This is a genomic window from Streptomyces sp. NPDC046870, assembly GCF_040704595.1.
Classification (GTDB): Bacteria; Actinomycetota; Actinomycetes; order Streptomycetales; family Streptomycetaceae; genus Streptomyces; species Streptomyces argyrophylli.
On record NZ_JBEYXM010000002.1, the window covers coordinates 828,030 to 849,199 of the forward strand.

Annotated in this window: 23 protein-coding genes; 5 read left to right on the forward strand and 18 right to left on the reverse strand. The window is 70.3% G+C overall.

The genetic code is table 11. From position 1 onward, the window contains the following. Position 1: 1 nt before the first annotated feature. Genes nuoK through AB0946_RS08285 form a run of 11 tightly spaced genes read right to left on the reverse strand, consistent with a single transcriptional unit; the run spans position 2 to position 10,917 of the window. Complete coding sequence (nuoK, locus tag AB0946_RS08235) at positions 2-301, reverse strand: NADH-quinone oxidoreductase subunit NuoK (RefSeq protein WP_030641022.1); 300 nt, start codon at positions 299-301, stop codon at positions 2-4. After that, positions 298-1,143, reverse strand: coding sequence for an NADH-quinone oxidoreductase subunit J (locus AB0946_RS08240; protein WP_366759738.1), 846 nt, complete (start codon positions 1,141-1,143; stop codon positions 298-300). The genes nuoK and AB0946_RS08240 overlap by 4 nt, the downstream gene beginning before the upstream one ends. Then, positions 1,140-1,790 (reverse strand): NADH-quinone oxidoreductase subunit NuoI, encoded by a 651-nt coding sequence (gene nuoI, locus AB0946_RS08245; protein ID WP_366759739.1) that lies wholly within the window; start codon positions 1,788-1,790, stop codon positions 1,140-1,142. Before nuoI ends, AB0946_RS08240 begins: the two co-directional genes overlap by 4 nt. Further along, entirely contained in the window at positions 1,783-3,150 is a 1,368-nt protein-coding gene (gene nuoH / locus AB0946_RS08250; protein ID WP_366759740.1) for an NADH-quinone oxidoreductase subunit NuoH, read from the reverse strand. Before nuoH ends, nuoI begins: the two co-directional genes overlap by 8 nt. Then, complete coding sequence (locus AB0946_RS08255) at positions 3,147-5,675, reverse strand: NADH-quinone oxidoreductase subunit G (protein ID WP_366759741.1); 2,529 nt, start codon at positions 5,673-5,675, stop codon at positions 3,147-3,149. The genes nuoH and AB0946_RS08255 overlap by 4 nt, the downstream gene beginning before the upstream one ends. Then, on the reverse strand, positions 5,672-7,021 hold the full coding sequence (gene nuoF / locus AB0946_RS08260) for an NADH-quinone oxidoreductase subunit NuoF (protein ID WP_366759742.1): 1,350 nt from the start codon (positions 7,019-7,021) through the stop codon (positions 5,672-5,674). The genes AB0946_RS08255 and nuoF overlap by 4 nt, the downstream gene beginning before the upstream one ends. Further along, positions 7,018-7,884: an NADH-quinone oxidoreductase subunit NuoE gene (nuoE, locus tag AB0946_RS08265; protein ID WP_366759743.1), complete on the reverse strand. Its 867-nt coding sequence runs from the start codon at positions 7,882-7,884 to the stop codon at positions 7,018-7,020. Before nuoE ends, nuoF begins: the two co-directional genes overlap by 4 nt. Then, entirely contained in the window at positions 7,881-9,221 is a 1,341-nt protein-coding gene (locus AB0946_RS08270) for an NADH-quinone oxidoreductase subunit D (RefSeq protein WP_366759744.1), read from the reverse strand. Before AB0946_RS08270 ends, nuoE begins: the two co-directional genes overlap by 4 nt. Then, entirely contained in the window at positions 9,218-9,991 is a 774-nt protein-coding gene (locus AB0946_RS08275) for an NADH-quinone oxidoreductase subunit C (protein WP_366759745.1), read from the reverse strand. The genes AB0946_RS08270 and AB0946_RS08275 overlap by 4 nt, the downstream gene beginning before the upstream one ends. After that, positions 9,988-10,542: an NADH-quinone oxidoreductase subunit B family protein gene (locus AB0946_RS08280; protein ID WP_007383964.1), complete on the reverse strand. Its 555-nt coding sequence runs from the start codon at positions 10,540-10,542 to the stop codon at positions 9,988-9,990. Before AB0946_RS08280 ends, AB0946_RS08275 begins: the two co-directional genes overlap by 4 nt. Before the next feature lie 15 nt (positions 10,543-10,557). Then, entirely contained in the window at positions 10,558-10,917 is a 360-nt protein-coding gene (locus tag AB0946_RS08285) for an NADH-quinone oxidoreductase subunit A (RefSeq protein WP_003992243.1), read from the reverse strand. A gap of 742 nt (positions 10,918-11,659) precedes the next feature. Here AB0946_RS08285 and AB0946_RS08290 point away from each other — a divergent pair. Then, complete coding sequence (locus AB0946_RS08290) at positions 11,660-12,496, forward strand: C40 family peptidase (protein ID WP_366759746.1); 837 nt, start codon at positions 11,660-11,662, stop codon at positions 12,494-12,496. Positions 12,497-12,646: 150 nt separating this feature from the next. After that, positions 12,647-13,303, forward strand: coding sequence for a peptide deformylase (gene def, locus AB0946_RS08295; RefSeq protein WP_366759747.1), 657 nt, complete (start codon positions 12,647-12,649; stop codon positions 13,301-13,303). Here the strand turns inward: def and AB0946_RS08300 are convergent. Then, positions 13,269-14,552, reverse strand: coding sequence for a geranylgeranyl reductase family protein (locus AB0946_RS08300; RefSeq protein ID WP_366759749.1), 1,284 nt, complete (start codon positions 14,550-14,552; stop codon positions 13,269-13,271). The two genes, def and AB0946_RS08300, sit on opposite strands and share 35 nt — an antisense overlap. A 99-nt stretch (positions 14,553-14,651) precedes the next feature. Here AB0946_RS08300 and AB0946_RS08305 point away from each other — a divergent pair, with 99 nt between their 5' ends. Continuing rightward, on the forward strand, positions 14,652-15,170 hold the full coding sequence (locus tag AB0946_RS08305; protein WP_366759750.1) for a GNAT family N-acetyltransferase: 519 nt from the start codon (positions 14,652-14,654) through the stop codon (positions 15,168-15,170). A gap of 109 nt (positions 15,171-15,279) precedes the next feature. Beyond that, positions 15,280-15,597 (forward strand): PASTA domain-containing protein, encoded by a 318-nt coding sequence (locus tag AB0946_RS08310; RefSeq protein ID WP_366759751.1) that lies wholly within the window; start codon positions 15,280-15,282, stop codon positions 15,595-15,597. 24 nt (positions 15,598-15,621) lie between these two features. On the opposite strand, the gene AB0946_RS08315 is transcribed toward AB0946_RS08310, so the two are convergent. From AB0946_RS08315 to AB0946_RS08335, 5 genes are all read right to left on the reverse strand, one after another. Next, the gene (locus AB0946_RS08315) at positions 15,622-16,314 is read right to left on the reverse strand and encodes a demethylmenaquinone methyltransferase (protein ID WP_366759752.1); all 693 of its coding nucleotides are present in this window, start codon (positions 16,312-16,314) and stop codon (positions 15,622-15,624) included. A gap of 82 nt (positions 16,315-16,396) precedes the next feature. Beyond that, positions 16,397-17,002, reverse strand: a complete 606-nt coding sequence (locus tag AB0946_RS08320; protein ID WP_366759753.1) for a hypothetical protein — start codon at positions 17,000-17,002, stop codon at positions 16,397-16,399. Between the two features lie 7 nt (positions 17,003-17,009). Next, positions 17,010-18,209: a cyclic dehypoxanthinyl futalosine synthase gene (mqnC, locus tag AB0946_RS08325; protein WP_366759754.1), complete on the reverse strand. Its 1,200-nt coding sequence runs from the start codon at positions 18,207-18,209 to the stop codon at positions 17,010-17,012. 126 nt (positions 18,210-18,335) lie between these two features. Continuing rightward, positions 18,336-19,109: an A24 family peptidase gene (locus tag AB0946_RS08330; RefSeq protein ID WP_366759755.1), complete on the reverse strand. Its 774-nt coding sequence runs from the start codon at positions 19,107-19,109 to the stop codon at positions 18,336-18,338. 50 nt (positions 19,110-19,159) lie between these two features. Beyond that, positions 19,160-20,008 carry a menaquinone biosynthesis protein gene (locus AB0946_RS08335; RefSeq protein WP_366759756.1) on the reverse strand — a complete coding sequence of 283 codons (849 nt, stop codon included), beginning with the start codon at positions 20,006-20,008 and terminating at the stop codon, positions 19,160-19,162. A gap of 287 nt (positions 20,009-20,295) precedes the next feature. Between AB0946_RS08335 and AB0946_RS08340 the strand changes: the two genes are divergently transcribed. Beyond that, positions 20,296-20,499, forward strand: a complete 204-nt coding sequence (locus AB0946_RS08340) for a cold-shock protein (RefSeq protein WP_004984723.1) — start codon at positions 20,296-20,298, stop codon at positions 20,497-20,499. A 105-nt stretch (positions 20,500-20,604) separates the two neighbouring features. Here AB0946_RS08340 and AB0946_RS08345 read toward each other — a convergent pair whose 3' ends face one another. Beyond that, entirely contained in the window at positions 20,605-21,168 is a 564-nt protein-coding gene (locus tag AB0946_RS08345) for an XRE family transcriptional regulator (RefSeq protein WP_366759830.1), read from the reverse strand. Positions 21,169-21,170 lie beyond the last annotated feature (2 nt).

A 21,170-nucleotide genomic window follows, 5' to 3' on the forward strand; every position in this document is an offset into this window, starting at 1 on the left:
CTTACAGCTTCATCAGGCTGGCGTCGTCGACCGAGGCCGAGTGGCGGGCGCGGAACAGCGACACGATGATCGCCAGGCCCACCACGACCTCCGCGGCGGCGACGACCATCGTGAAGAAGGCGATGATCTGGCCGTCGAGGTTGCCGTGCATCCGGGAGAAGGTGACGAACGCGAGGTTGCAGGCGTTCAGCATCAGCTCGATGCACATGAAGACCACGATGGCGTTGCGCCGGATCAGGACGCCGGTCGCGCCGATCGTGAACAACAGGGCGGCGAGGTAGAGGTAGTTGACCGGGTTCACTTCGACGCCTCCTCGGACCGCTTGAACGTCTCCGGCTCGACCGCCCGGCGCTCCAGGCGCTCCTCCGCGCGCTGCTCCAGCGCCCGCAGGTCGCCCAGCGCCTCCGCGGACACGTCACGGATCTGCCCGCGTTCGCGCAGCGTCTTGTTGACGGTCAGCTCGGACGGGGTGCCGTCGGGCAGCAGACCCGCGATGTCCACGGCGTTGTGCCGGGCGTAGACACCGGGGGCGGGCAGCGGCGGGAGGTGCTTGCCCTCGCGGACGCGCTGTTCGGACAGCTCGCGCTGCGTCCTGGCGCGCTCGGTGCGCTCCCGGTGGGTGAGCACCATGGCGCCGACCGCGGCCGTGATGAGCAGCGCGCCGGTGATCTCGAAGGCGAAGACGTACGTGGTGAAGAGGTGGGACGCCAGCCCCTCCACATTGCCGTTCGCGTTCGCCCGGCCGGCGCCGTCGAACTCCTTCAGGGAGGCGTTGCCGATGCCGGCGAAGAGCAGGACCCCGAAGCCGACCCCGCACAGAAGGGCCAGCCAGCGCTGGCCCTTGATGGTCTCCTTCAGGGAGTCCGCGGCCGTGACGCCGACGAGCATCACCACGAACAGGAACAGCATCATGATCGCGCCGGTGTAGACGACGATCTGCACGATCCCGAGGAAGTAGGCGCCGTTGGCGAGGTAGAACACCGCCAGGACGATCATGGTCCCGGCGAGGCAGAGCGCGCTGTGCACGGCCTTCTTCATGAAGACGGTGCACAGGGCGCCGATCACCGCGACCGTGCCGAGGACCCAGAACTGGAAGGCCTCACCGGTGGAGGTGGTGTACGCGGCGAGGTGCTGCGCGGTCATCGGCCGATCACCTTCTCCGAGGCCGGCTCGTCCTCGCCGAAGGTGGAGGCGGCCTCCTGCGGGACCTCGCCCTTGGAGACGGCCACCTGGCGGACCGTACCGGGCGCGGCGTGCGTCACCAGGCCGCGGTAGTAGTCCTGTTCGTCCGTCCCCGGGAAGATCGAGTGCGGCGTGTCGACCATGCCCTCCTCGAGACCGGCGAGCAGCTGCTCCTTGGTGTAGATGAGGTTGGCGCGGCTGGAGTCGGCCAGTTCGAACTCGTTCGTCATCGTCAGCGCGCGCGTGGGGCACGCCTCGATGCACAGCCCGCACAGGATGCAGCGGGCGTAGTTGATCTGGTAGACGCGGCCGTACCGCTCGCCCGGCGAGTAGCGCTCCTCGTCGGTGTTGTCGGCGCCCTCCACATAGATGGCGTCGGCGGGGCAGGCCCAGGCGCACAGCTCGCAGCCCACGCACTTCTCCAGGCCGTCCGGATGGCGGTTGAGCTGGTGCCGTCCGTGGAACCGCGGAGCCGTGGTCTTCTTCTGCTCCGGGTACTGCTCGGTCAGCCGCTTCTTGAACATGGCCTTGAAGGTCACGCCGAAGCCGGCCACGGGGTTCTGGAAGCCGGGCTTGGTCTGCCCGGACTCCTGAGGCTCCTCAGCCATCGGACGCCTCCTTTCCATCCGAAGATCCGTCACTGACAGTGTCCGGCCCACCACTGACAATCAGCTCCCGCTCGCCCCAGCGGGGACGGCGCCGCGGCACCGCGGGCAGCTCCTGCCCGGGCAGCGGCGGTACCGGGAACCCGCCCGCCATCGGGTCGAACGCCGGCTGCCGGTCGGCCGGCTCCTCGGCCGGCCCGGCCTTGTCCCGGAACATGTCCGCGACGAAGGAGATCAGCAGCAGGGCGAGGACACCGCCGCCCACGTAGAGGGCGATGTCGGCGAAGTCGTAGTTCTCGTTGCGCAGGGCGCGGACGGTCGCGACCAGCATCAGCCAGGTCACCGAGACCGGGATGAGCACCTTCCAGCCGAGCTTCATCAGCTGGTCGTAGCGCACGCGCGGGAGCGTGCCGCGCAGCCAGATGAAGAAGAACAGCAGCAGCTGCACCTTGATGACGAACCAGAGCAGCGGCCACCAGCCGTGGTTCGCGCCCTCCCAGAAGGAGCTGACCGGCCAGGGGGCGCGCCAGCCGCCGAGGAAGAGGGTGGTCGAGACGGCCGAGACCGTCACCATGTTCACGTACTCGGCGAGCATGAACATCGCGAACTTGATCGACGAGTACTCGGTGTTGAAGCCGCCGACCAGGTCGCCCTCGGACTCCGGCATGTCGAACGGGGCGCGGTTGGTCTCGCCGACCATCGTGACGATGTAGAGGATGAAGGAGACCGGCAGCAGCAGGATGTACCAGCGGTCGTGCTGCTGCTCCACGATCGTGGACGTCGACATCGACCCCGAGTAGAGGAACACGGAGGCGAACGCGGCACCCATGGCGATCTCGTACGAGATCATCTGCGCGCAGGAGCGCAGACCGCCGAGGAGCGGATAGGTGGAGCCGGAGCTCCAGCCCGCCAGCACGATGCCGTAGATGCCGACCGAGGCGACCGCGAGGATGTAGAGCATCGCGATCGGCAGGTCGGTGAGCTGCATCGTGGTGCGGTGACCGAAGATCGAGATCTCGTTCCCGGCCGGCCCGAAGGGGATCACCGCGATCGCCATGAAGGCCGGGACGGCCGCGACGATCGGCGCGAGGACGTAGACCACCTTGTCCGCGCGCTTGACGATGAGGTCTTCCTTGAGCATCAGCTTCACGCCGTCGGCGAGCGACTGGAGCATGCCCCAGGGGCCGTGCCGGTTGGGGCCGATGCGCAGCTGCATCCAGGCGACGACCTTGCGCTCCCAGACGATGGAGAACAGGACGGTCACCATCAGGAACGCGAAGCAGAAGACCGCCTTGACGACGACCAGCCACCACGGGTCGCGGCCGAACATCGAGAGGTCTTCAGCGGCGAGGTACGGGCTCATGCCTCCACCTCCTTGGGGGCCTCTCCGGCGACTGCCGCCGGGCCGATGCGGACGAGGGAGCCGGGACGTGCCCCGGTGTCGGAGGCGACGCCGGCGCCGGCGGAGTTCAGCGGCAGCCACACCACCCGGTCGGGCATCTCGGTGATCTGGAGGGGCAGTCCCACCGTGCCGGCGGGGCCGGTGACGGTCAGGACCTCGCCGTCCGCGACGCCCGCCTCGGCGGCCGTCGCGGCGGACACGCGCGCGCGTGCGGCGTGCCGGGTTCCGGCGAGCGCCTCGTCGCCCTCCTGGAGGACGCCCTGGTCGAGCAGCAGCCGGTGCCCGGCGAGCACGGCCTCGCCGGCGGCCGGGCGGGGCAGCGCGCCCGCGGTCTCCATGGGTCCGGAGGCGCGGGGGCCGTCCCAGGAGCCGAGCCGGTCGATCTCCGCGCGTGTGGCGCGCAGATCCGGCAGGCCCAGCTGCCGGCGCCCGTCGGCGCCCTCGGCACCGTCCATGGCGTCGGCGAGCATGTGCAGCACCCGCGTGTCGGTCGGCGCGAGCGGGCGGGTCATCTGGTCGGGCTTGAGCGCGGCCTCGAAGAGGCGCACGCGGCCTTCCCAGTTGAGGAAGGTGCCCGCCTTCTCGGCGACCGCGGCGACCGGCAGGACGACGTCGGCGTGGGCGGTGACCTCGCTGGGCCGCAGCTCCAGCGACACCAGGAAGCCGACGTTCTCCAGCGCCTCACGCGCGCGTGCCGGGTCGGGCAGGTCGGCGACCTCCACCCCGGCGACCAGGAGCGCCGAGAGTTCGCCGGTGGCGGCGGCCTCGACGATCTGCTGGGTGTCGCGGCCGTAGCGCGCCGGGAGTTCGGGGACGCCCCAGACCGCGGCGACCTCCTCCCGCGCGCGCGGGTCGGTCGCCGGGCGGCCGCCCGGCAGCAGCGAGGGCAGCGCGCCCACCTCGACGGCGCCGCGTTCACCGGCCCGGCGCGGGATCCACACCAGTTCGGCTCCGGTCGCGGTGGCGGCGCGCAGCGCGGCGGTGAGTCCGCCCGCGACACCGGCCAGCCGCTCTCCCACGACGATGACGGCGCCCTCGGCGCGCAGGGCCTCGGCGGCGAGCGTGCCGGGCTCCTCCAGGCCGACGCCGCTCGCGAGCGCGTCCAGCCACTCCGGCTCGGTGCCCGGAGCGGCCGGCAGCAGCGTGCCGCCCGCCTTCTCCAGGCCCCGCGTGGCGTGCGTGGCCAGCGAGAACACCCGCTGCTTGCGCTTGCGCCACGCCTTGCGCAGCCGCAGGAAGACGCCGGGTGCCTCCTCCTCCGACTCGAAGCCGACCAGCAGGACGGCGGGCGCCTTCTCCAGGGAGGTGTACGTGACACCCGTACGGTCGAGGTCCCGGCCGCGGCCGGCGACCCGGGCGGCCAGGAAGTCGGCCTCCTCGCCGCTGTGCACGCGCGCGCGGAAGTCGATGTCGTTGGTGTCGAGCGCCACGCGCGCGAACTTGCTGTACGCGTAGGCGTCCTCGACGGTCAGCCGGCCGCCGATGAGGACACCGGCCCGGGAGCGGGCGGCGCCCAGGCCACGCGCCGCCGCCTCCAGCGCCTCGGGCCAGGAGGCGGGCTCCAGGACACCGTCGGCGTTGCGCACCAGCGGGGTGTGGAGGCGGTCCTTCGTCTGCGCGTAGCGGAACGCGAAGCGTCCCTTGTCGCAGATCCACTCCTCGTTGACCTCGGGGTCGTAGGCGGCGAGCCGCCGCATGACCTTGCCGCGCCGGTGGTCGGTGCGGGTGGCGCAGCCGCCGGAGCAGTGCTCGCACACCGACGGGGAGGAGACGAGGTCGAAGGGGCGCGAGCGGAACCGGTAGGCGGCCGAGGTGAGCGCGCCGACCGGGCAGATCTGGATGGTGTTGCCGGAGAAGTACGACTCGAACGGGTCGCCCTCGCCGGTGCCGACCTGCTGGAGCGCGCCCCGCTCGACCAGCTCGATCATGGGGTCGCCCGCGATCTGGTTGGAGAAGCGGGTGCAGCGGGCGCACAGCACGCAGCGCTCGCGGTCGAGCAGCACCTGGGTGGAGATCGGCACGGGCTTCTCGTAGGTCCGCTTCTTGCCGTCGAAGCGGGACTCGGCGTTGCCGTGCGACATCGCCTGGTTCTGCAGCGGGCACTCGCCGCCCTTGTCGCAGACCGGGCAGTCCAGCGGGTGGTTGATGAGCAGCAGCTCCATCACGCCGTGCTGGGCCTTCTCGGCGACCGGCGAGGTCAGCTGGGTCTTCACGACCATGCCGTCCGTGCAGGTGATCGTGCAGGACGCCATCGGCTTGCGCTGGCCCTCGACCTCGACGATGCACTGCCGGCAGGCGCCGGCCGGGTCCAGCAGGGGGTGGTCGCAAAAGCGCGGGATCTCGATGCCGAGCTGCTCGGCGGCCCGGATGACCAGGGTGCCCTTGGGCACGCTGATCTCGATGCCGTCGATCGTCAGCGTGACGAGGTCCTCCGGCGGGACCGCCGCCTCTCCCCCACCCGCGGGAGCACTGGTGGTCACGGTCATGCGTTCACCTCCGGGCGGTCCGCCCAGGCCGTCGACTTGGCCGGGTCGAAGGGGCAGCCCCGGCCCGTGATGTGCTGCTCGTACTCCTCGCGGAAGTACTTCAGCGAGGAGAAGATCGGGGACGCGGCGCCGTCACCGAGGGCGCAGAAGGACTTGCCGTTGATGTTGTCGGCGATGTCGGCGAGCTTGTCGAGGTCGGACATGACGCCCTTGCCGGCCTCGATGTCCCGCAGCAACTGCACCAGCCAGTACGTCCCTTCGCGGCAGGGCGTGCACTTGCCGCAGGACTCGTGGGCGTAGAACTCGGTCCAGCGGGTCACCGCCCGCACCACGCAGGTCGTCTCGTCGAAGCACTGCAGCGCCTTGGTGCCGAGCATGGAGCCGGCGGCACCGACGCCCTCGTAGTCGAGGGGGACGTCGAGGTGCTCGTCGGTGAACATCGGCGTGGAGGAGCCGCCCGGCGTCCAGAACTTCAGGCGGTGGCCCGGCCGCATGCCGCCGCTCATGTCGAGGAGCTGGCGCAGCGTGATGCCGAGCGGGGCCTCGTACTGGCCGGGGCTCGCGACGTGGCCGCTGAGCGAGTAGAGCGTGAAGCCCGGGGACTTCTCGCTGCCCATCGACCTGAACCAGTCCTTGCCGTTTTTCAGGATGGCGGGAACCGACGCGATCGACTCGACGTTGTTCACCACAGTGGGACAGGCGTAGAGGCCTTCCACCGCAGGGAAGGGGGGACGGAGCCGCGGTTGACCACGGCGGCCTTCGAGCGAGTCGAGCAGCGCGGTCTCCTCACCGCAGATGTACGCGCCGGCGCCGGCGTGCACGGTGAGGGTCAGGTCGAGTCCGCTGCCCAGGATGTTCTCGCCGAGGTAGCCCGCCGCGTAGGCCTCGCGCACGGCCTCGTGCAACCGCCGCAGGACGGGGACGACTTCGCCCCGCAGATAGATGAAGGCATGCGACGACCTGATGGCGTAGCACGCGATCACGATGCCCTCGATGAGGCTGTGCGGGTTCGCGAAGAGGAGCGGGATGTCCTTGCAGGTGCCCGGTTCCGACTCGTCGGCGTTGACAACCAGATAGTGCGGTTTCCCATCACCCTGGGGGATGAACTGCCACTTCATCCCGGTCGGGAATCCCGCGCCGCCGCGGCCCCGGAGCCCGGAGTCCTTGACGTACGCGATCAGGTCGTCCGGCGACATGGCGAGGGCCTTGCGGAGTCCCTCGTACCCCTCGTGCCTCCGGTAGACGTCCAGAGTCCAGGACCGGTCCTCGTCCCAGAAGGCCGACAGCACGGGTGCGAGCAGCTTCTCGGGGCTCGGGTCCTTGACCTCGGATACCACGGTCATCACTCCCCCTCCTCTGCGGTAGGCCCCGCGGGGTGGGCAGGGTCGGAGGCCGATGTGTCCTGTGGCGCGTCATGGGAGCTGAGGTGCTCGGCCGGCGACGGCTCGTGCACCCTGTCCTGCGGTTCCTCGTGCGGACCTCCGCGCGGATGGACCACGCGCGCGGGTGCGGTCTCCCCCTTGGCCAGGCGGAGGCCCACCAGCGACGCGGGTCCGGCACTGCCGCCCTCCTCGACGGCCCCGGGCCGCTCGTCGGGGAAGCCGGCCAGGATCCGCGCGGTCTCCTTGAAGGTGCACAGGCGCGCCCCGCGCGTGGGCTGGACGGGGCGCCCCGCCCGCAGGTCGTCGACGAGGTGCTTGGCGCTCGCCGGGGTCTGGTTGTCGAAGAACTCCCAGTTGACCATCACGACCGGCGCGTAGTCGCAGGCCGCGTTGCACTCGATGTGCTCCAGGGTGACCTTGCCGTCGTCGGTGGTCTCGCCGTTGCCGACGCCGAGGTGTTCCTGGAGGGTCTCGAAGATCGCGTCACCGCCCATGACCGCGCACAGCGTGTTGGTGCAGACGCCGACCTGGTAGTCACCGGACGGCTTGCGCCGGTACATCGTGTAGAAGGTGGCGACGGCGGTGACCTCGGCCGTGGTCAGCCCCAGCATGTCCGCGCAGAACCGCATGCCGGTGCGCGTGACGTGGCCCTCCTCCGCCTGCACGAGGTGGAGCAGCGGCAGCAGGGCGGACCGGGAGTCCGGGTAGCGCGCGATCACTTCGCGCGCGTCCGCCTCCAGCCGGGCCCGGACGTCGTCCGGGTAGGCCGGCGCGGGCAGTTCGGGCATGCCCAGGCTGACGCCCCGCTCGGAAGAAGAGGTGGTCACCGGTCGACGCCTCCCATCACGGGGTCGATGGACGCGACGGCGACGATGACGTCGGCGACCTGGCCGCCCTCGCACATCGCCGCCATGGCCTGAAGGTTGGTGAAGGACGGGTCGCGGAAGTGGACCCGGTAGGGGCGGGTGCCGCCGTCGGAGACCGCGTGCACCCCGAGTTCGCCCTTGGGCGACTCGACGGCCGCGTACGCCTGTCCCGGCGGGACCCGGAAGCCCTCGGTGACCAGCTTGAAGTGGTGGATCAGGGCCTCCATGGAGGTGCCCATGATCTTCTTGATGTGGTCGAGGGAGTTGCCGAGTCCGTCCGGTCCCAGGGCGAGCTGGGCGGGCCAGGCGATCTTCTTGTCGGCGACCATGACCGGGCCGGGCTGGAGCCGGTCCAGGCACTGCTCGACGATCCCGAGCGACTGGCGCATCTCCTCCAGGCGGATGAGGAAGCGGCCGTAGGCGTCGCAGCTGTCGGCGGTCGGGACGTCGAAGTCGTACGTCTCGTAGCCGCAGTACGGCTGGGCCTTGCGCAGGTCGTGCGGCAGGCCGGTGGCGCGCAGGATCGGGCCGGTCGCGCCGAGGGCCATGCAGCCGGCCAGGTCGAGGTAGCCGACGTCCTGCATGCGGGCCTTGAAGATGGGGTTCCCGGTGGCGAGCTTGTCGTACTCCGGGAGGTTCTTCCTCATCTTCTTCACGAACTCGCGGATCTGGTCCACCGCGCCGGGCGGCAGGTCCTGGGCGAGTCCGCCGGGCCGGATGTACGCGTGGTTCATGCGCAGGCCCGTGACCAGCTCGTAGATGTCGAGAATCATTTCACGATCACGGAATCCGTAGATCATGATCGTGGTGGCGCCCAGCTCCATGCCGCCGGTGGCGATGCACACCAGGTGGGAGGAGAGCCGGTTCAGCTCCATCAGGAGCACCCGGATGATCTTGGCGCGCTCGGTGATCTCGTCCTCGATGCCGAGGAGCTTCTCGACGGCGAGGCAGTAGGCGGTCTCGTTGAAGAAGGACGTCAGGTAGTCCATGCGCGTCACGAACGTGGTGCCCTGCGTCCACGTGCGGTACTCGAGGTTCTTCTCGATGCCGGTGTGGAGGTAGCCGATGCCGCAGCGGGCCTCGGTGACCGTCTCGCCCTCGATCTCGAGGATCAGACGGAGCACCCCATGGGTGGACGGGTGCTGGGGACCCATGTTGACGACGATGCGCTCGTCGTCGGCGCGGGCCGCGGACTGGACGACCTCGTCCCAGTCGCCACCGGTGACCGTGTAGACGGTGCCCTCGGTGGTCTCGCGCGCGGACGCGGCCGACGCGGCGGATGCTGACTGCGTGCTCACGAGTACGACCTCCGCTGGTCCGGAGCCGGGATCTGGGCGCCCTTGTACTCGACGGGGATGCCGCCGAGGGGGTAGTCCTTGCGCTGCGGGTGGCCCTGCCAGTCGTCCGGCATCATGATCCGCGTCAGGGCCGGGTGACCTTCGAAGACGATGCCGAAGAAGTCGTAGGTCTCGCGCTCGTGCCAGTCGTTCGTCGGGTAGACGGGGACCAGCGACGGGATGCGCGGGTCGCTGTCGGGCGCGCTGACTTCGAGGCGGATCAGCCGGTTGTGGGTGATCGAGCGCAGGTGGTAGACGGCGTGCAGCTCGCGGCCCTTGTCGTTCGGGTAGTGGACGCCGCTGACGCCGGTGCACAGCTCGAAACGCAGGGCCGGGTCGTCGCGCAGGGTGCGGGCGACGCGGACCAGGTGCTCGCGTTCGATGTGGAAGGTCAGCTCACCGCGGTCGACGACCGTCCTCTCGATGGCGTTCCCCGGCAGGAGTCCCTGTTCCTCCAGGGCGCCCTCCAACTCGTCGGCGACCTCGTCGAACCAGCCGCCGTAGGGCCGGGTGGCCGGTCCCGGGAGCCGGACCGAGCGGACCAGGCCGCCGTAGCCGGAGGTGTCGCCGCCGTTGTTCGCACCGAACATGCCGCGCTGCACGCGGATCTCCTCGCCCCCCTCGCCGCGCTGGCCGGGGAGGTTGGAGGCGGAGAGGTCCTTCTCGGGGTTCACCCCGTTCGCGGAGCCGTTCGCCCCGTGGTTCCCCTGGGTGCCGTTCGCGTCACTCACCGCAGCAGCCCCTTCATCTCGATCGTGGGCAGGGCCTTGAGCGCCGCCTCCTCCGCCTCGCGGGCCGCCTCCTCGGCGTTCACGCCGAGCTTGGAGGACTGGATCTTCTGGTGGAGCTTGAGGATCGCGTCCATCAGCATCTCGGGGCGCGGCGGGCAGCCCGGCAGGTAGATGTCGACCGGGACGATGTGGTCGACGCCCTGGACGATCGCGTAGTTGTTGAACATGCCGCCGGAGGAGGCGCAGACACCCATGGAGATCACCCACTTGGGGTTGGGCATCTGGTCGTAGACCTGCCTCAGGACGGGCGCCATCTTCTGGCTGACCCGGCCGGCGACGATCATCAGGTCCGCCTGGCGGGGTGAGCCGCGGAAGACCTCCATGCCGAAGCGGGCCAGGTCGTAGCGGCCGGCGCCCGTGGTCATCATCTCGATGGCGCAGCAGGCGAGGCCGAAGGTGGCCGGGAAGACGGACGCCTTGCGCACCCAGCCCGCGGCCTGCTCGACGGTGGTCAGCAGGAAGCCGCTCGGCAGCTTTTCTTCGAGTCCCATGTCGTTAAAGGCCCCTCAGTCCCATTCCAGGCCGCCGCGCCGCCATACGTACGCGTACGCGACGAAGACGGTGAGCACGAAGAGCAGCATCTCCACGAGCCCGAAGATCCCCAGGGCGTCGAAGGTGACGGCCCAGGGGTAGAGGAAGACGATCTCGATGTCGAAGACGATGAAGAGCATCGCCGTCAGGTAGTACTTGATGGGGAAGCGCCCGCCGCCGGCCGGCGTGGGGGTCGGCTCGATGCCGCACTCGTAGGCTTCGAGTTTCGCGCGGTTGTACCGCTTCGGACCGATCAGCGTGGCCATGACCACGGAGAAGATCGCAAAGCCTGCCCCGAGGGCTCCCAGTACGAGGATGGGCGCATACGCGTTCACCGCTCCTCGCTCCTCTCAGTCGGCACTGACTGCTGGCGGTTGCACTGGGCTCACATCCGCCCCACCGGTCCCACGAACCCCGCTCGCCCCGGCGAAGATCGCGAACATGTGAAGCAGGTCACAAGCCCAACTGCCTCGCATCTTATGCCTGCCGCTCTGTGATCTGCGACACGGGGTATTGCACAAGCTTTGTGATCTCCACCACCTGACGAAGGATCATGAAGTCGGATGATGAGTGATCTTCATACGCGAAGCGTTCAGTTGATCACCAGAAGTGACAATCCTGCACGTCACCGCAGGCCGGAGGGGGCGTCTCCATATCAAGAGAGTTCCGACGCATGCAAATTGGCGATGGACGCGATGGCCTGATAGTGGGGCGCGTTCACACCTCGGAGGGAGGCCGGGGCGGGATGTGGACGGGGTCGGGGCGCGTGCACGCGTTCACGAGCCGAGCAGGCGCCGGACGCCACCGTTCCGGTAATCGTTCCGTGACGTCCGCCACATTCATGAGAGGCGTCTGAGAACCGGGCTTGGCCAACGAACCCAACCAGTGGTAGGCGGGGGGCAATTCGGACTTAATGATCAAAGACCGTGATCAAGGGCTTGATCACGGGCGTCCGCAATGTCCGTTACGGCGTCAATAAAGAGCGACACGCCCGGCTTTCCGGGTCTCGATTGAACAACTGTGGCGCAGCACACGTTTCTTGAAGATATGAAGGAGCCCCTGGTACCGGTTGTTCCCATGTCCCACACCGCTCACATACGCAGCCACCGGAAGCCCCGCCGCAGCGCGTCGTCCCTCGCGATGCGGGCCGGAGTTGCCGGTGGCGTCCTCGGCACCCTGGCAGTCGCCGGGGCGTCCGGCTCGGCGAACGCTGCCGAGCCGGTGACGCAGACCCTTGAACTGCCCACCCTGACGGCCGACCTGGCCGCCCAGGCGGCCCAGTCCGCGGACGCCACCGAGCAGGCCGCGGCGAACTACCAGCTGCAGGCCGAACGTGACGCGGCTGCCGCCAAGGCCGCGAAGCAGGCCAAGGCGGACCTCGCCGACGCCAAGAAGAAGGCGGCGGAGGCCAAGAAGAAGGCCCAGGAGGCCGCCCGCAAGGAGGCCGCCGCCCGCGCCTCCCGCACCGCGGAGCGGACCACGCTGTCCACCACGGCGGACGCCGGCTCCACCACCGTGTCCACCAGCACCAGCACCAGCACCAGCACGTCCACGGCCACCGGTTCGGCCGCGGCCGTCATCAGCTTCGTCAAGGCGCAGGTCGGCAAGGCGTACGTCTCCGGCGCCACCGGCCCCTCCGCCTACGACTGCTCCGGCCTGGTGCAGACGGCCTTCAAGCAGGTCGGCATCAGCCTGCCGCGCGTCTCCCAGGACCAGTCGACGGCCGGCACCCAGGTCTCGCTGAGCAACCTCCAGCCGGGCGACATCCTGTACTGGGGCAGCGCGGGCGCCGCGTACCACGTCGCGGTGTACGTCGGCGACGGCATGTTCGTGGGCGCGCAGAACCCCTCCACCGGTGTCGTGGAGCGCCCGCTGTCGTACGACCCGCCCACCGGCGCCGTGCGGGTGCTCTGAGCGCACCTGAGCACCTCTCGCACGCGTAGGGCCGCAGCCACTCGGGGCAGCGGCCCTTGCGGCGTCCCCTGACGCGCCTCGCCTCGTCCCTGGCATGCTCTGCCCGGGCCGCCGTCCGGTGGTCCGTCGCCGAGCGAAGGAGTCCACGCGATGCCACGCGTGTTCGTACAGGGAAGTCCCGCCGACCACTACCCGCGGTACGCCCCCGAGGCCGGGCGGGGCGCGGTGCGCCGTATCACCGAGGTCGGCGAGGAGGTACTGCACAGGCCGTGCCGTGACGTCACGGAGTTCGGCCCCGACCTCGCCGCGCTCATCGACGACATGTTCCGCACCATGTACGTCGCCGAGGGCGCGGGACTGGCGGCGAATCAGGTCGGGGTGAATCTGCGGCTGTTCGTGTACGACTGCCCCGATGACGACGGAGTCCGACATGTCGGGCACGTCGTCAATCCGGTGCTCGAAACGCCCACGACCGGGCGGCGGCTGCTGGACGAGGGCGAGGGATGCCTGTCGGTACCGGGTGCCGTGATGGCCGTACCGCGGCCGGACCGGGCCGTCGTGCGCGGGCGGGACAGGGACGGCAAGGCCGTCGTCGTCGAGGGCACCGGGTACTTCGCGCGGTGCCTGGCCCACGAGACCGACCACACCAACGGGTACGTCTATCTGGACCGGCTCTCGAAACGGGACAAGAAGGACGCGCTGCGGCAGATGGCGGACCGGCGGGACGCGGTGTACGCCCGCCGGGCCGCCAACGCCGCGGCTCAGCGCCCGGTCACGCCTTCGGGGCCACCTTGCTCAGACCGTTGATGATGCGGTCCATCGCGTCCCCGCCCGTGGGGTCGGTGAGGTTCGCCAGCAGCTTCAGGGTGAACTTCATCAGCAGCGGGTGGGTCAGACCGCGCTGGGTGGCGATCTGCATGACCTTCGGGTTGCCGATGAGCTTCACGAAGGCGCGGCCGAGCGTGTAGTAACCGCCGTAGGTGTCCTTGAGGACGCGCGGGTAGCGCTGGAGGGCGATCTCGCGCTGGGCGGGCGTCGCGCGCGCGTGGGCCTGCACGACGACGTCGGCGGCGATCTGGCCGGACTCCATGGCGTAGGCGATGCCCTCGCCGTTGAAGGGGTTCACCAGGCCGCCGGCGTCGCCGACGAGCAGCAGCCCGCGCGTGTAGTGCGGCTGGCGGTTGAAGGCCATGGGCAGGGCGGCGCCGCGGATCGGGCCGGTCATGTTCTCCGGGGTGTAGCCCCAGTCCTCCGGCATGGAGGCGCACCACGCCTTGAGGATCTCGCGCCAGTCCAGCTCCTTGAAGGAGGCGGAGGTGTTGAGCACGCCGAGGCCCACGTTCGACGTGCCGTCGCCCATGCCGAAGATCCAGCCGTAGCCGGGCAGCAGGCGGTCCTGGGGGCCGCGCCGGTCCCACAGTTCCAGCCAGGACTCCAGGTAGTCGTCGTCGTGGCGGGGCGAGGTGAAGTAGGTGCGCACGGCCACGCCCATCGGGCGGTCCTCGCGGCGGTGCAGGCCCATCGCCAGGGAGAGGCGGGTGGAGTTGCCGTCGGCGGCGACGACGAGCGGCGCGTGGAAGGTGACCTCGCGCTTCTCCTCGCCGAGCTTGGCGGTGACGCCGGTGATGCGGCCGGTGCGGTCGTCGAGGACCGGGCCGCTGACGTTGCAGCGCTCGTACAGCCGGGCGCCGGCCTTCTGGGCGTTGCGGGCGAGCTGCTCGTCGAAGTCGTCGCGCTTGCGGACCAGGCCGTAGTTCGGGTAGGCGGCGAGATCGGGCCAGTCGAGCTGGAGGCGGGAGCCGCCGCCGATGATGCGCAGGCCCTTGTTGCGCAGCCAGCCGGCCTCCTCGGAGATGTCGATGCCCATGGCGACGAGCTGCTTCACCGCGCGCGGGGTGAGGCCGTCGCCGCACACCTTCTCGCGGGGGAACTCGGTCTTCTCCAGGAGCAGGACGTCGAGACCGGCCTTGGCGAGGTGGTACGCGGTCGTGGAGCCGGCTGGCCCCGCGCCCACGACGATCACATCGGCGGTGTGGTCGGAGAGGGGCTCGGTCACGGCGGGATCTCCCCAAGGTTTCGAAATCTGCGTGCCGACCGGCACTGGACATGGGCAGTCTATTCAGCGGACTTGATCGACCGGCTGAAGGGCTGCCCTGTGAAGCGACCTCTCCCCCCGGTACGGCTGCGCGTCCCCACGCACGAGGACGCGGTCGCCTGGCACCGGGTCTTCGCCGACCCGGAGGTCATGGAGTTCCACGGCGGCAGGCCGGCGGAGCTGTCGGTGTACGAGGAACTGACCGCGCGCCAGCGGCGGCACGACGCGGAGCACGGCTTCTGCCTGTGGACCCTGCTGGACGAGTCCGGCGAGGTCATCGGCTTCACCGGCGCGCAGCCGTGGCGGCCGGACTGGGGCCCGGTCGGCGAGATCGAGATCGGCTGGCGGCTCGGGCGGGCGCACTGGGGCAAGGGGTACGCCACCGCGGCGGCGCGGGAGACGCTGCGGCGGGTGCGGGAGGCCGGGGTGCCGGAGGTGGTGGCGATGGTCCGGCAGGGCAACGAACGGTCGATCGCGGTGATCCGGCGGCTCGGCATGGAGCGGGCGGAGACCTACACGCACCCCACGCTGGACGAGCCGGCCCTGTGTTTCCGGCTCCGCTTCCATCACACAGAGTAGTCGTCTGTTACAGAAAGACACCGGTGCCTTCCGGGTGGGCCGGGCGAGAGTTACCCTGCCAGTACCGCTGGGGGTGACATCTGTGCGTATAACACCCAAAACACCCGAAGTGCGCGTCCCTCGTCTGGTCGGTCTGATGGCCGTGGACGCGCGCGAGACGGCCAGGGCGCGGGGTCTGCTCCTCCACGCGCCGGACCGCCCGGACTTCCACCGCACCGTGGTCGACCACGTCGTACGCCAGTACCCGCAGCCCGGTGCCGAGGTGCCGCCGGACTCGATGGTGTACGTGTGGTTCGACTTCGGTGAGGGGGAGGGCGGCGGAGGCGTGCGCGAACCGCGCGTTCCGCGGCCACCGGCGGGCGGACTGCAACGGGAGCTGGAGCAGCCGGGCGACCCGTACGCGGTGGCCGGGTTCGGCTCCTCCTGAGACTCCCCGCCTCCTGGAAGCCCGCTACTCCTTGAAGCCCCGGTGCAGCGCGACCACCCCGCCGGTGAGGTCGCGCCACGCCACCTTGGACCAGCCCGCCGTGCGCAGCCGTTCGGCGAGCGCGGGCTGGTCGGGCCAGGCCCGGATGGACTCGGCGAGGTAGACGTACGCGTCCGGGCTGGAGGAGACCGCGCGCGCGACCGACGGCAGCGCCCGCATCAGGTACTCGGTGTAGACGGTGCGGAACGGCGCCCACGTCGGGTGGGAGAACTCGCAGATGACCACGCGTCCGCCGGGCCGGGTGACCCGGTGCATCTCGCGCAGCGCCGCGTCCGTGTCCTGGACGTTGCGCAGCCCGAAGGAGATCGTCACCGCGTCGAAGGTGTCGTCCTTGAAGGGCAGTCTCGTCGCGTCGCCCGCCGTGAACGGCAGCCAGGTGTGCTTCTTCTTGCCGACCTGGAGCATGCCGAGGGAGAAGTCGCAGGGGACGACGTACGCGCCGGTCCGCGCGAAGGGCAGCGAGGAGGTGGCCGTGCCGGCGGCGAGGTCCAGGACCTTCTGCGCGGGGCGCGCGTCGACCGCCTTCGCCACCTCCTTGCGCCAGCGCCGGTCCTGGCCGAGCGACAGCACGTCGTTCGTCAGGTCGTACCGTTCCGCCACGTCGTCGAACATCGAGGCGACTTCGTGCGGCTGCTTGTTCAGGGAAGCGCGGGTCACCCGCCCATTCTTGCAGCCCGCCCTCCCGGCAGGAGCGTCGGCTTCTTGCGGGCCGCCACGTCCTCCGCCCCGCCGCGGCGGCTCAGCGGCGGCGGAACACCAGCCGTCCCGCCACCACCGTCGCCACGCACGTCCCCGCGCCCCGCTCGGCCAGCTCCTCCTCGTCGCGCACGTCGAAGACGGCGAAGCGGGCGGCGGAACCCTGGCGGCGCTCGGTCGCCGGCACGGGAGGCCGGGCGGAGCCGAACGGGTCCAGGGAGGGCGGGTCGTCGGGGGTGCCCAGCCGTCCCACGACCCCGAGCCCGGTGCGCCGTACGGCATCCTGCACCGCGCGGCTGCCGAAGGGCTCGCAGGCAACGGCGACCGTGCCGTACGTCAGCATGCGCTGGATGCCCCGCCGGGCACTCGCGCCCCAGCGGGCGTCGTCCAGGCTGAGGGAGCCGAGCGCGTCCCCGGTCAGCGGCTCGGTGCCGAGCTCGCCGGCCTCCCGGGGGTCCGGGTGGTACGTCCGCTCCAGCAGCTCGTTGCCGTAGGGATTGACGAACCCGGGCGTGAGGATGCCGGGCCAGGCGCGCACGCGCACGCGTGGCTGCGCGGCGGCCAGCTCCTCCAGGGGGCCGACCGCCTCGATCCACTCCCCCTTCACGAGGAAGGCGTGTCCCCGGGAGTCCGCGTGAATCGTCAGCACGGCGGCCCTAGTTCGACGCGAGCAGCTTCAGCTCGGGGTGGGCCGTGCCGCCCTCGATGGCCGTGGAGGAGATGTGGGAGACCACGCGGTCGTCCACGGGGTCGTTCGCCGGGTCGTCGTGCACGACCAGGTGCTCGTACGTCGTCGCGCGCTGCGCCGGGACGCGGCCCGCCTTGCGGATCAGGTCGATGATCTCCAGGCGGTTGGAGCGGTGCTTGGCGCCGGCCGAGGAGACCACGTTCTCCTCCAGCATGATCGAGCCGAGGTCGTCCGCGCCGTAGTGCAGGGACAGCTGGCCGACCTCCTTGCCGGTGGTGAGCCACGAGCCCTGGATGTGCCGGACGTTGTCCAGGAAGAGGCGGGCGATGGCGATCATCCGCAGGTACTCGAAGAGCGTCGCCTGGGTGCGGCCCTTCAGGTGGTTGTTCTCGGGCTGGTAGGTGTACGGGATGAACGCGCGGAAGCCGCCCGTGCGGTCCTGTACGTCCCGGATCATCCGCAGGTGCTCGATCCGCTCGGCGTTGGTCTCGCCGGTGCCCATCAGCATGGTGGAGGTCGACTCGACGCCCAGCCGGTGCGCGGTCTCCATGATCTCCAGCCAGCGCTCGCCGCTCTCCTTCAGGGGCGCGATGGCCTTGCGGGGGCGCTCGGGCAGCAGTTCCGCGCCCGCGCCGGCGAAGGAGTCCAGGCCGGCCTCGTGGATACGGGTGATGGCCTCTTCCACCGAGACCCCGCTGATCCGGGCCATGTGCTCGACCTCGGACGCGCCCAGGGAGTGGATGACGAGCTGCGGGAAGGCCTCCTTGATGGCCCGGAAGTGCTTCTCGTAGTACTCGACGCCGTAGTCCGGGTGGTGGCCGCCCTGGAACATGATCTGGGTGCCGCCGAGCTCCACGGTCTCGGCGCAGCGGCGCAGGATGTCGTCCAGGTCCCGCGTCCAGCCCTTGTCCTTGTCCTTGGGGGCCGCGTAGAAGGCGCAGAACTTGCACGCCGTGACACACACGTTCGTGTAGTTGATGTTGCGCTCGATGATGTACGTGGCGATGTGCTCGATGCCCGCGTACATGCGGCGGCGCACCGCGTCGGCGGCGGCGCCCAGGGCGTGCAGCGGGGCGTCACGGTAGAGGACGAGCGCCTCTTCCGGGGTGATCCGCCCACCGGCGGCGGCACGGTCGAGGACAGACGTGAGGTCGGCCTTCTCGGTCACCAGGGCGTCCCTTTCGTCAAGGCGATTGGAAGGTGGGCGCGAAGCGCTCGGTACAAGGGTGTTGGTGGCAGACGGGTGGGCGGACGGACTGAGTCAGCCTACGCCAGCCCCTTCTTCCGCCCGCGCTCAGGCCGCGTACGCGCCGATCAGCAGCCCGGTGAGGGCGCCGGCGAGGAGGAACGGGCCGAACGGCACGGCCGTCTTACGGCCCGCCCGCCGGGCCAGGACGAGCACGCCGCCGTAGAGCGCGCCGAACAGGAAGCCCGCGAAGGTGCCGAGCAGCACGGTGGGCCAGCCGTACCAGCCGAGCGCGGCGCCCGCGCCCACGGCCAGCTTCACGTCACCGAAGCCCATGCCGCCCGGGTTGACGCGGTACAGCAGGTAGTAGCCGGCGCCCAGCGCGAGGGCGCCGTAGAGGGCGGTGCGCCAGTGACCGGCGTGTTCGGGGAGCAGGGCGGTGATGCCGAGCAGGGCGAGGGCGCCGGCGGCGAGCGTGAGGGTCAGCGGATCGGGCAGCCGCTGCACCCTGAGGTCGACGGCGGCGAGGAGCACGCCGACGGGCGCGAGCAGCAGCCACACCGCCAGCTCCGGCCGGGTGCCGGTGGCGGCGGCGAGGGCGGCGCAGACGAGGGCGGTGGCGGTGGCGAGGAGCGGCGCGGAGGGGGCGTACGACTGGTACGAGGTGACGGGCACGCGCCCCTCGGCTCCCCCGCGTTCGCCCGCGCACTCCTCGCACCGGAACCCGCCCAGCCACCCCCGGACCGGATGGCGGCCGCCGGGGCAGCGGTCGCGCCACGGCTCGCCGGACGGTACGGCGAAGCGGTAGGCGGCGCGGGGCAGCAGGGCCCCCGCCGGCGCGCCCCACAGCAGGGCGCCGAGCACCAGAACCCCCGTGGTCACCCCGCCCACGCTTCCCCCCTCGGCCGGCTCGTCCCGGGTTCCTACCCCGTTCAGGGCTGGAGCAGATCCACCTTCACGTCGGCCGGGAAGCCGGTCGTCGGGCCGACCCGGCGGGCGAACTCGGCGACGGCCTCCAGCTGCGGTGCGCCGAAGCTGAAGTCGAGGGTGGTGAAGTACTGCTCCAGGGTGGCCTCGTCGAACTCCTCCCAGCGGGCGGCCTGTTCGGCGACCTTGTGCACCTCTTCCAGGGAGAGGTCGCGGGAGGCGAGGAAGGCCTCGTGGACCTTGCGGGTGATGAACGGCTCGCGTTCCAGGTAGTCCCGGCGGGCCGCCCACACCGCGAAGACGAACGGCAGGCCGGTCCACTCCTTCCACAGCGCGCCGAGGTCGTGGACCTGGAGGCCGAAGCGGGGGCCGTCGTGGAGGTTGGCGCGCAGGGCGGCGTCGCCGATGAGGACGGCGGCCTCCGCCTCCTGCATCATCAGGCTGAGGTCGGGCGGGCAGGTGTAGTAGTCGGGCTGGACGCCGTACCGCTCGGCGAGCAGCAGCTGGGCGAGCCGCACCGAGGTGCGCGAGGTCGAGCCGAGGGCGACCCGGGCGCCGTCGAGCTGGTCCAGCGGGACCTGCGAGACGATCACGCAGGACATCACCGGGCCGTCGCAGCCGACGGCGATGTCGGGGAAGGCGACGAGGTCGTCGGCGTTGCGCAGGAACTCGACCAGGGTGACGGGGCCGATGTCGAGGTCACCGTGCACGAGCCGCTCGCTGAGCTTCTCCGGGGTGTCCTTGGTGAGCTCGAAGTCGAGGAGGGTGCCGGTTCTCGCGAGCCCCCAGTAGAGGGGCAGGCAGTTCAGGAACTGGATGTGGCCGACGCGCGGCCGGGTGCGAGAATTGTCCACATCGCGAGACTAGACCCCGTGGGGTACGGTGCCCGGACCGACCCCACCCCCAAACGGCCTAGCGGACGTTCAAACATCCGGGTGACGTGATCTTGATCCCTATTGCTTTCGGCTGCCCGGATGCTAGGCTTGCCGCAAGTTGCAGTTTGGTTTCCCTTGCAGTACAGAGCCTGCGGAGCATGTAACCGCAGGCTCTCGTCGTTTTCAGAAGTATGCAGTTGTGCAGCACCGTTTCACACTTGCAGGTTCTGGAGCAGGGCAACCCTTTGTGAGCCCAAGGAGGGCTTATGGCTACCGGAACCGTTAAGTGGTTCAACGCCGAAAAGGGCTTTGGCTTCATTGCCCAAGAGGGCGGCGGCCCCGACGTCTTCGTTCACTACTCCGCGATCAACGCCACGGGTTTCCGTTCCCTCGAAGAGAACCAGCAGGTGAGCTTCGACGTGACCCAGGGTCCGAAGGGCCCGCAGGCGGAGAACGTCACCCCGGTCTGATCGACCTGGGAGCACTGATCGCAGCCTAGCGCAGTACCCAAGGAGCCCCGCGCCATCCGGCGACGGGGCTCCTGCCTTTTCCCGTCCACTCTCCGTTCACGAACCTCAGACGTGCTGCATGACCAGCACGAACCTGGTGCCGGCCGCCAGCGCCTCGTACGAGTGGGATACGTCACCCCGGTACGACATGTAGTCACCCGGCCCCAGTTCCACGGCCTCTCCGCGCGGCCCCGCCTTCACCGTGCCCTGGCTCACCACGATGTGCTCCACGGTGCCCGGAATATGAGGTTCGGAATCCCGTACGGTCCCCGGCTCCAGCCAGATGAAATAGAGATCCCGGCGGGCGCCCGGCGGGCAGGCGGAGAGCAGCGAGGCCAGGTAGCTGGACTGTTCGGAGTGGACCGTGGGCCCCTCCCCCGCCCGGATCACCCGGACCGCCGGCGTGGGCGGCTCGACCAGCGTGCTGAACGGCACACCGAGCGCCACCGCGAGCGCCCAGATGGTCTCCATGCTCGGGTTCCCGCTCGCGGCCTCCAGCTGGGACAGCGTGGACTTGGCGATTCCGGCCCGCTTGGCCAGCTCGGACAGGGACAGGCCGGCACGGCCGCGCTCCCGCTTCAGGGACGCGGCGATCCACTCCAGGGGAAGCCGGGCGGGCACCTCGGACATGT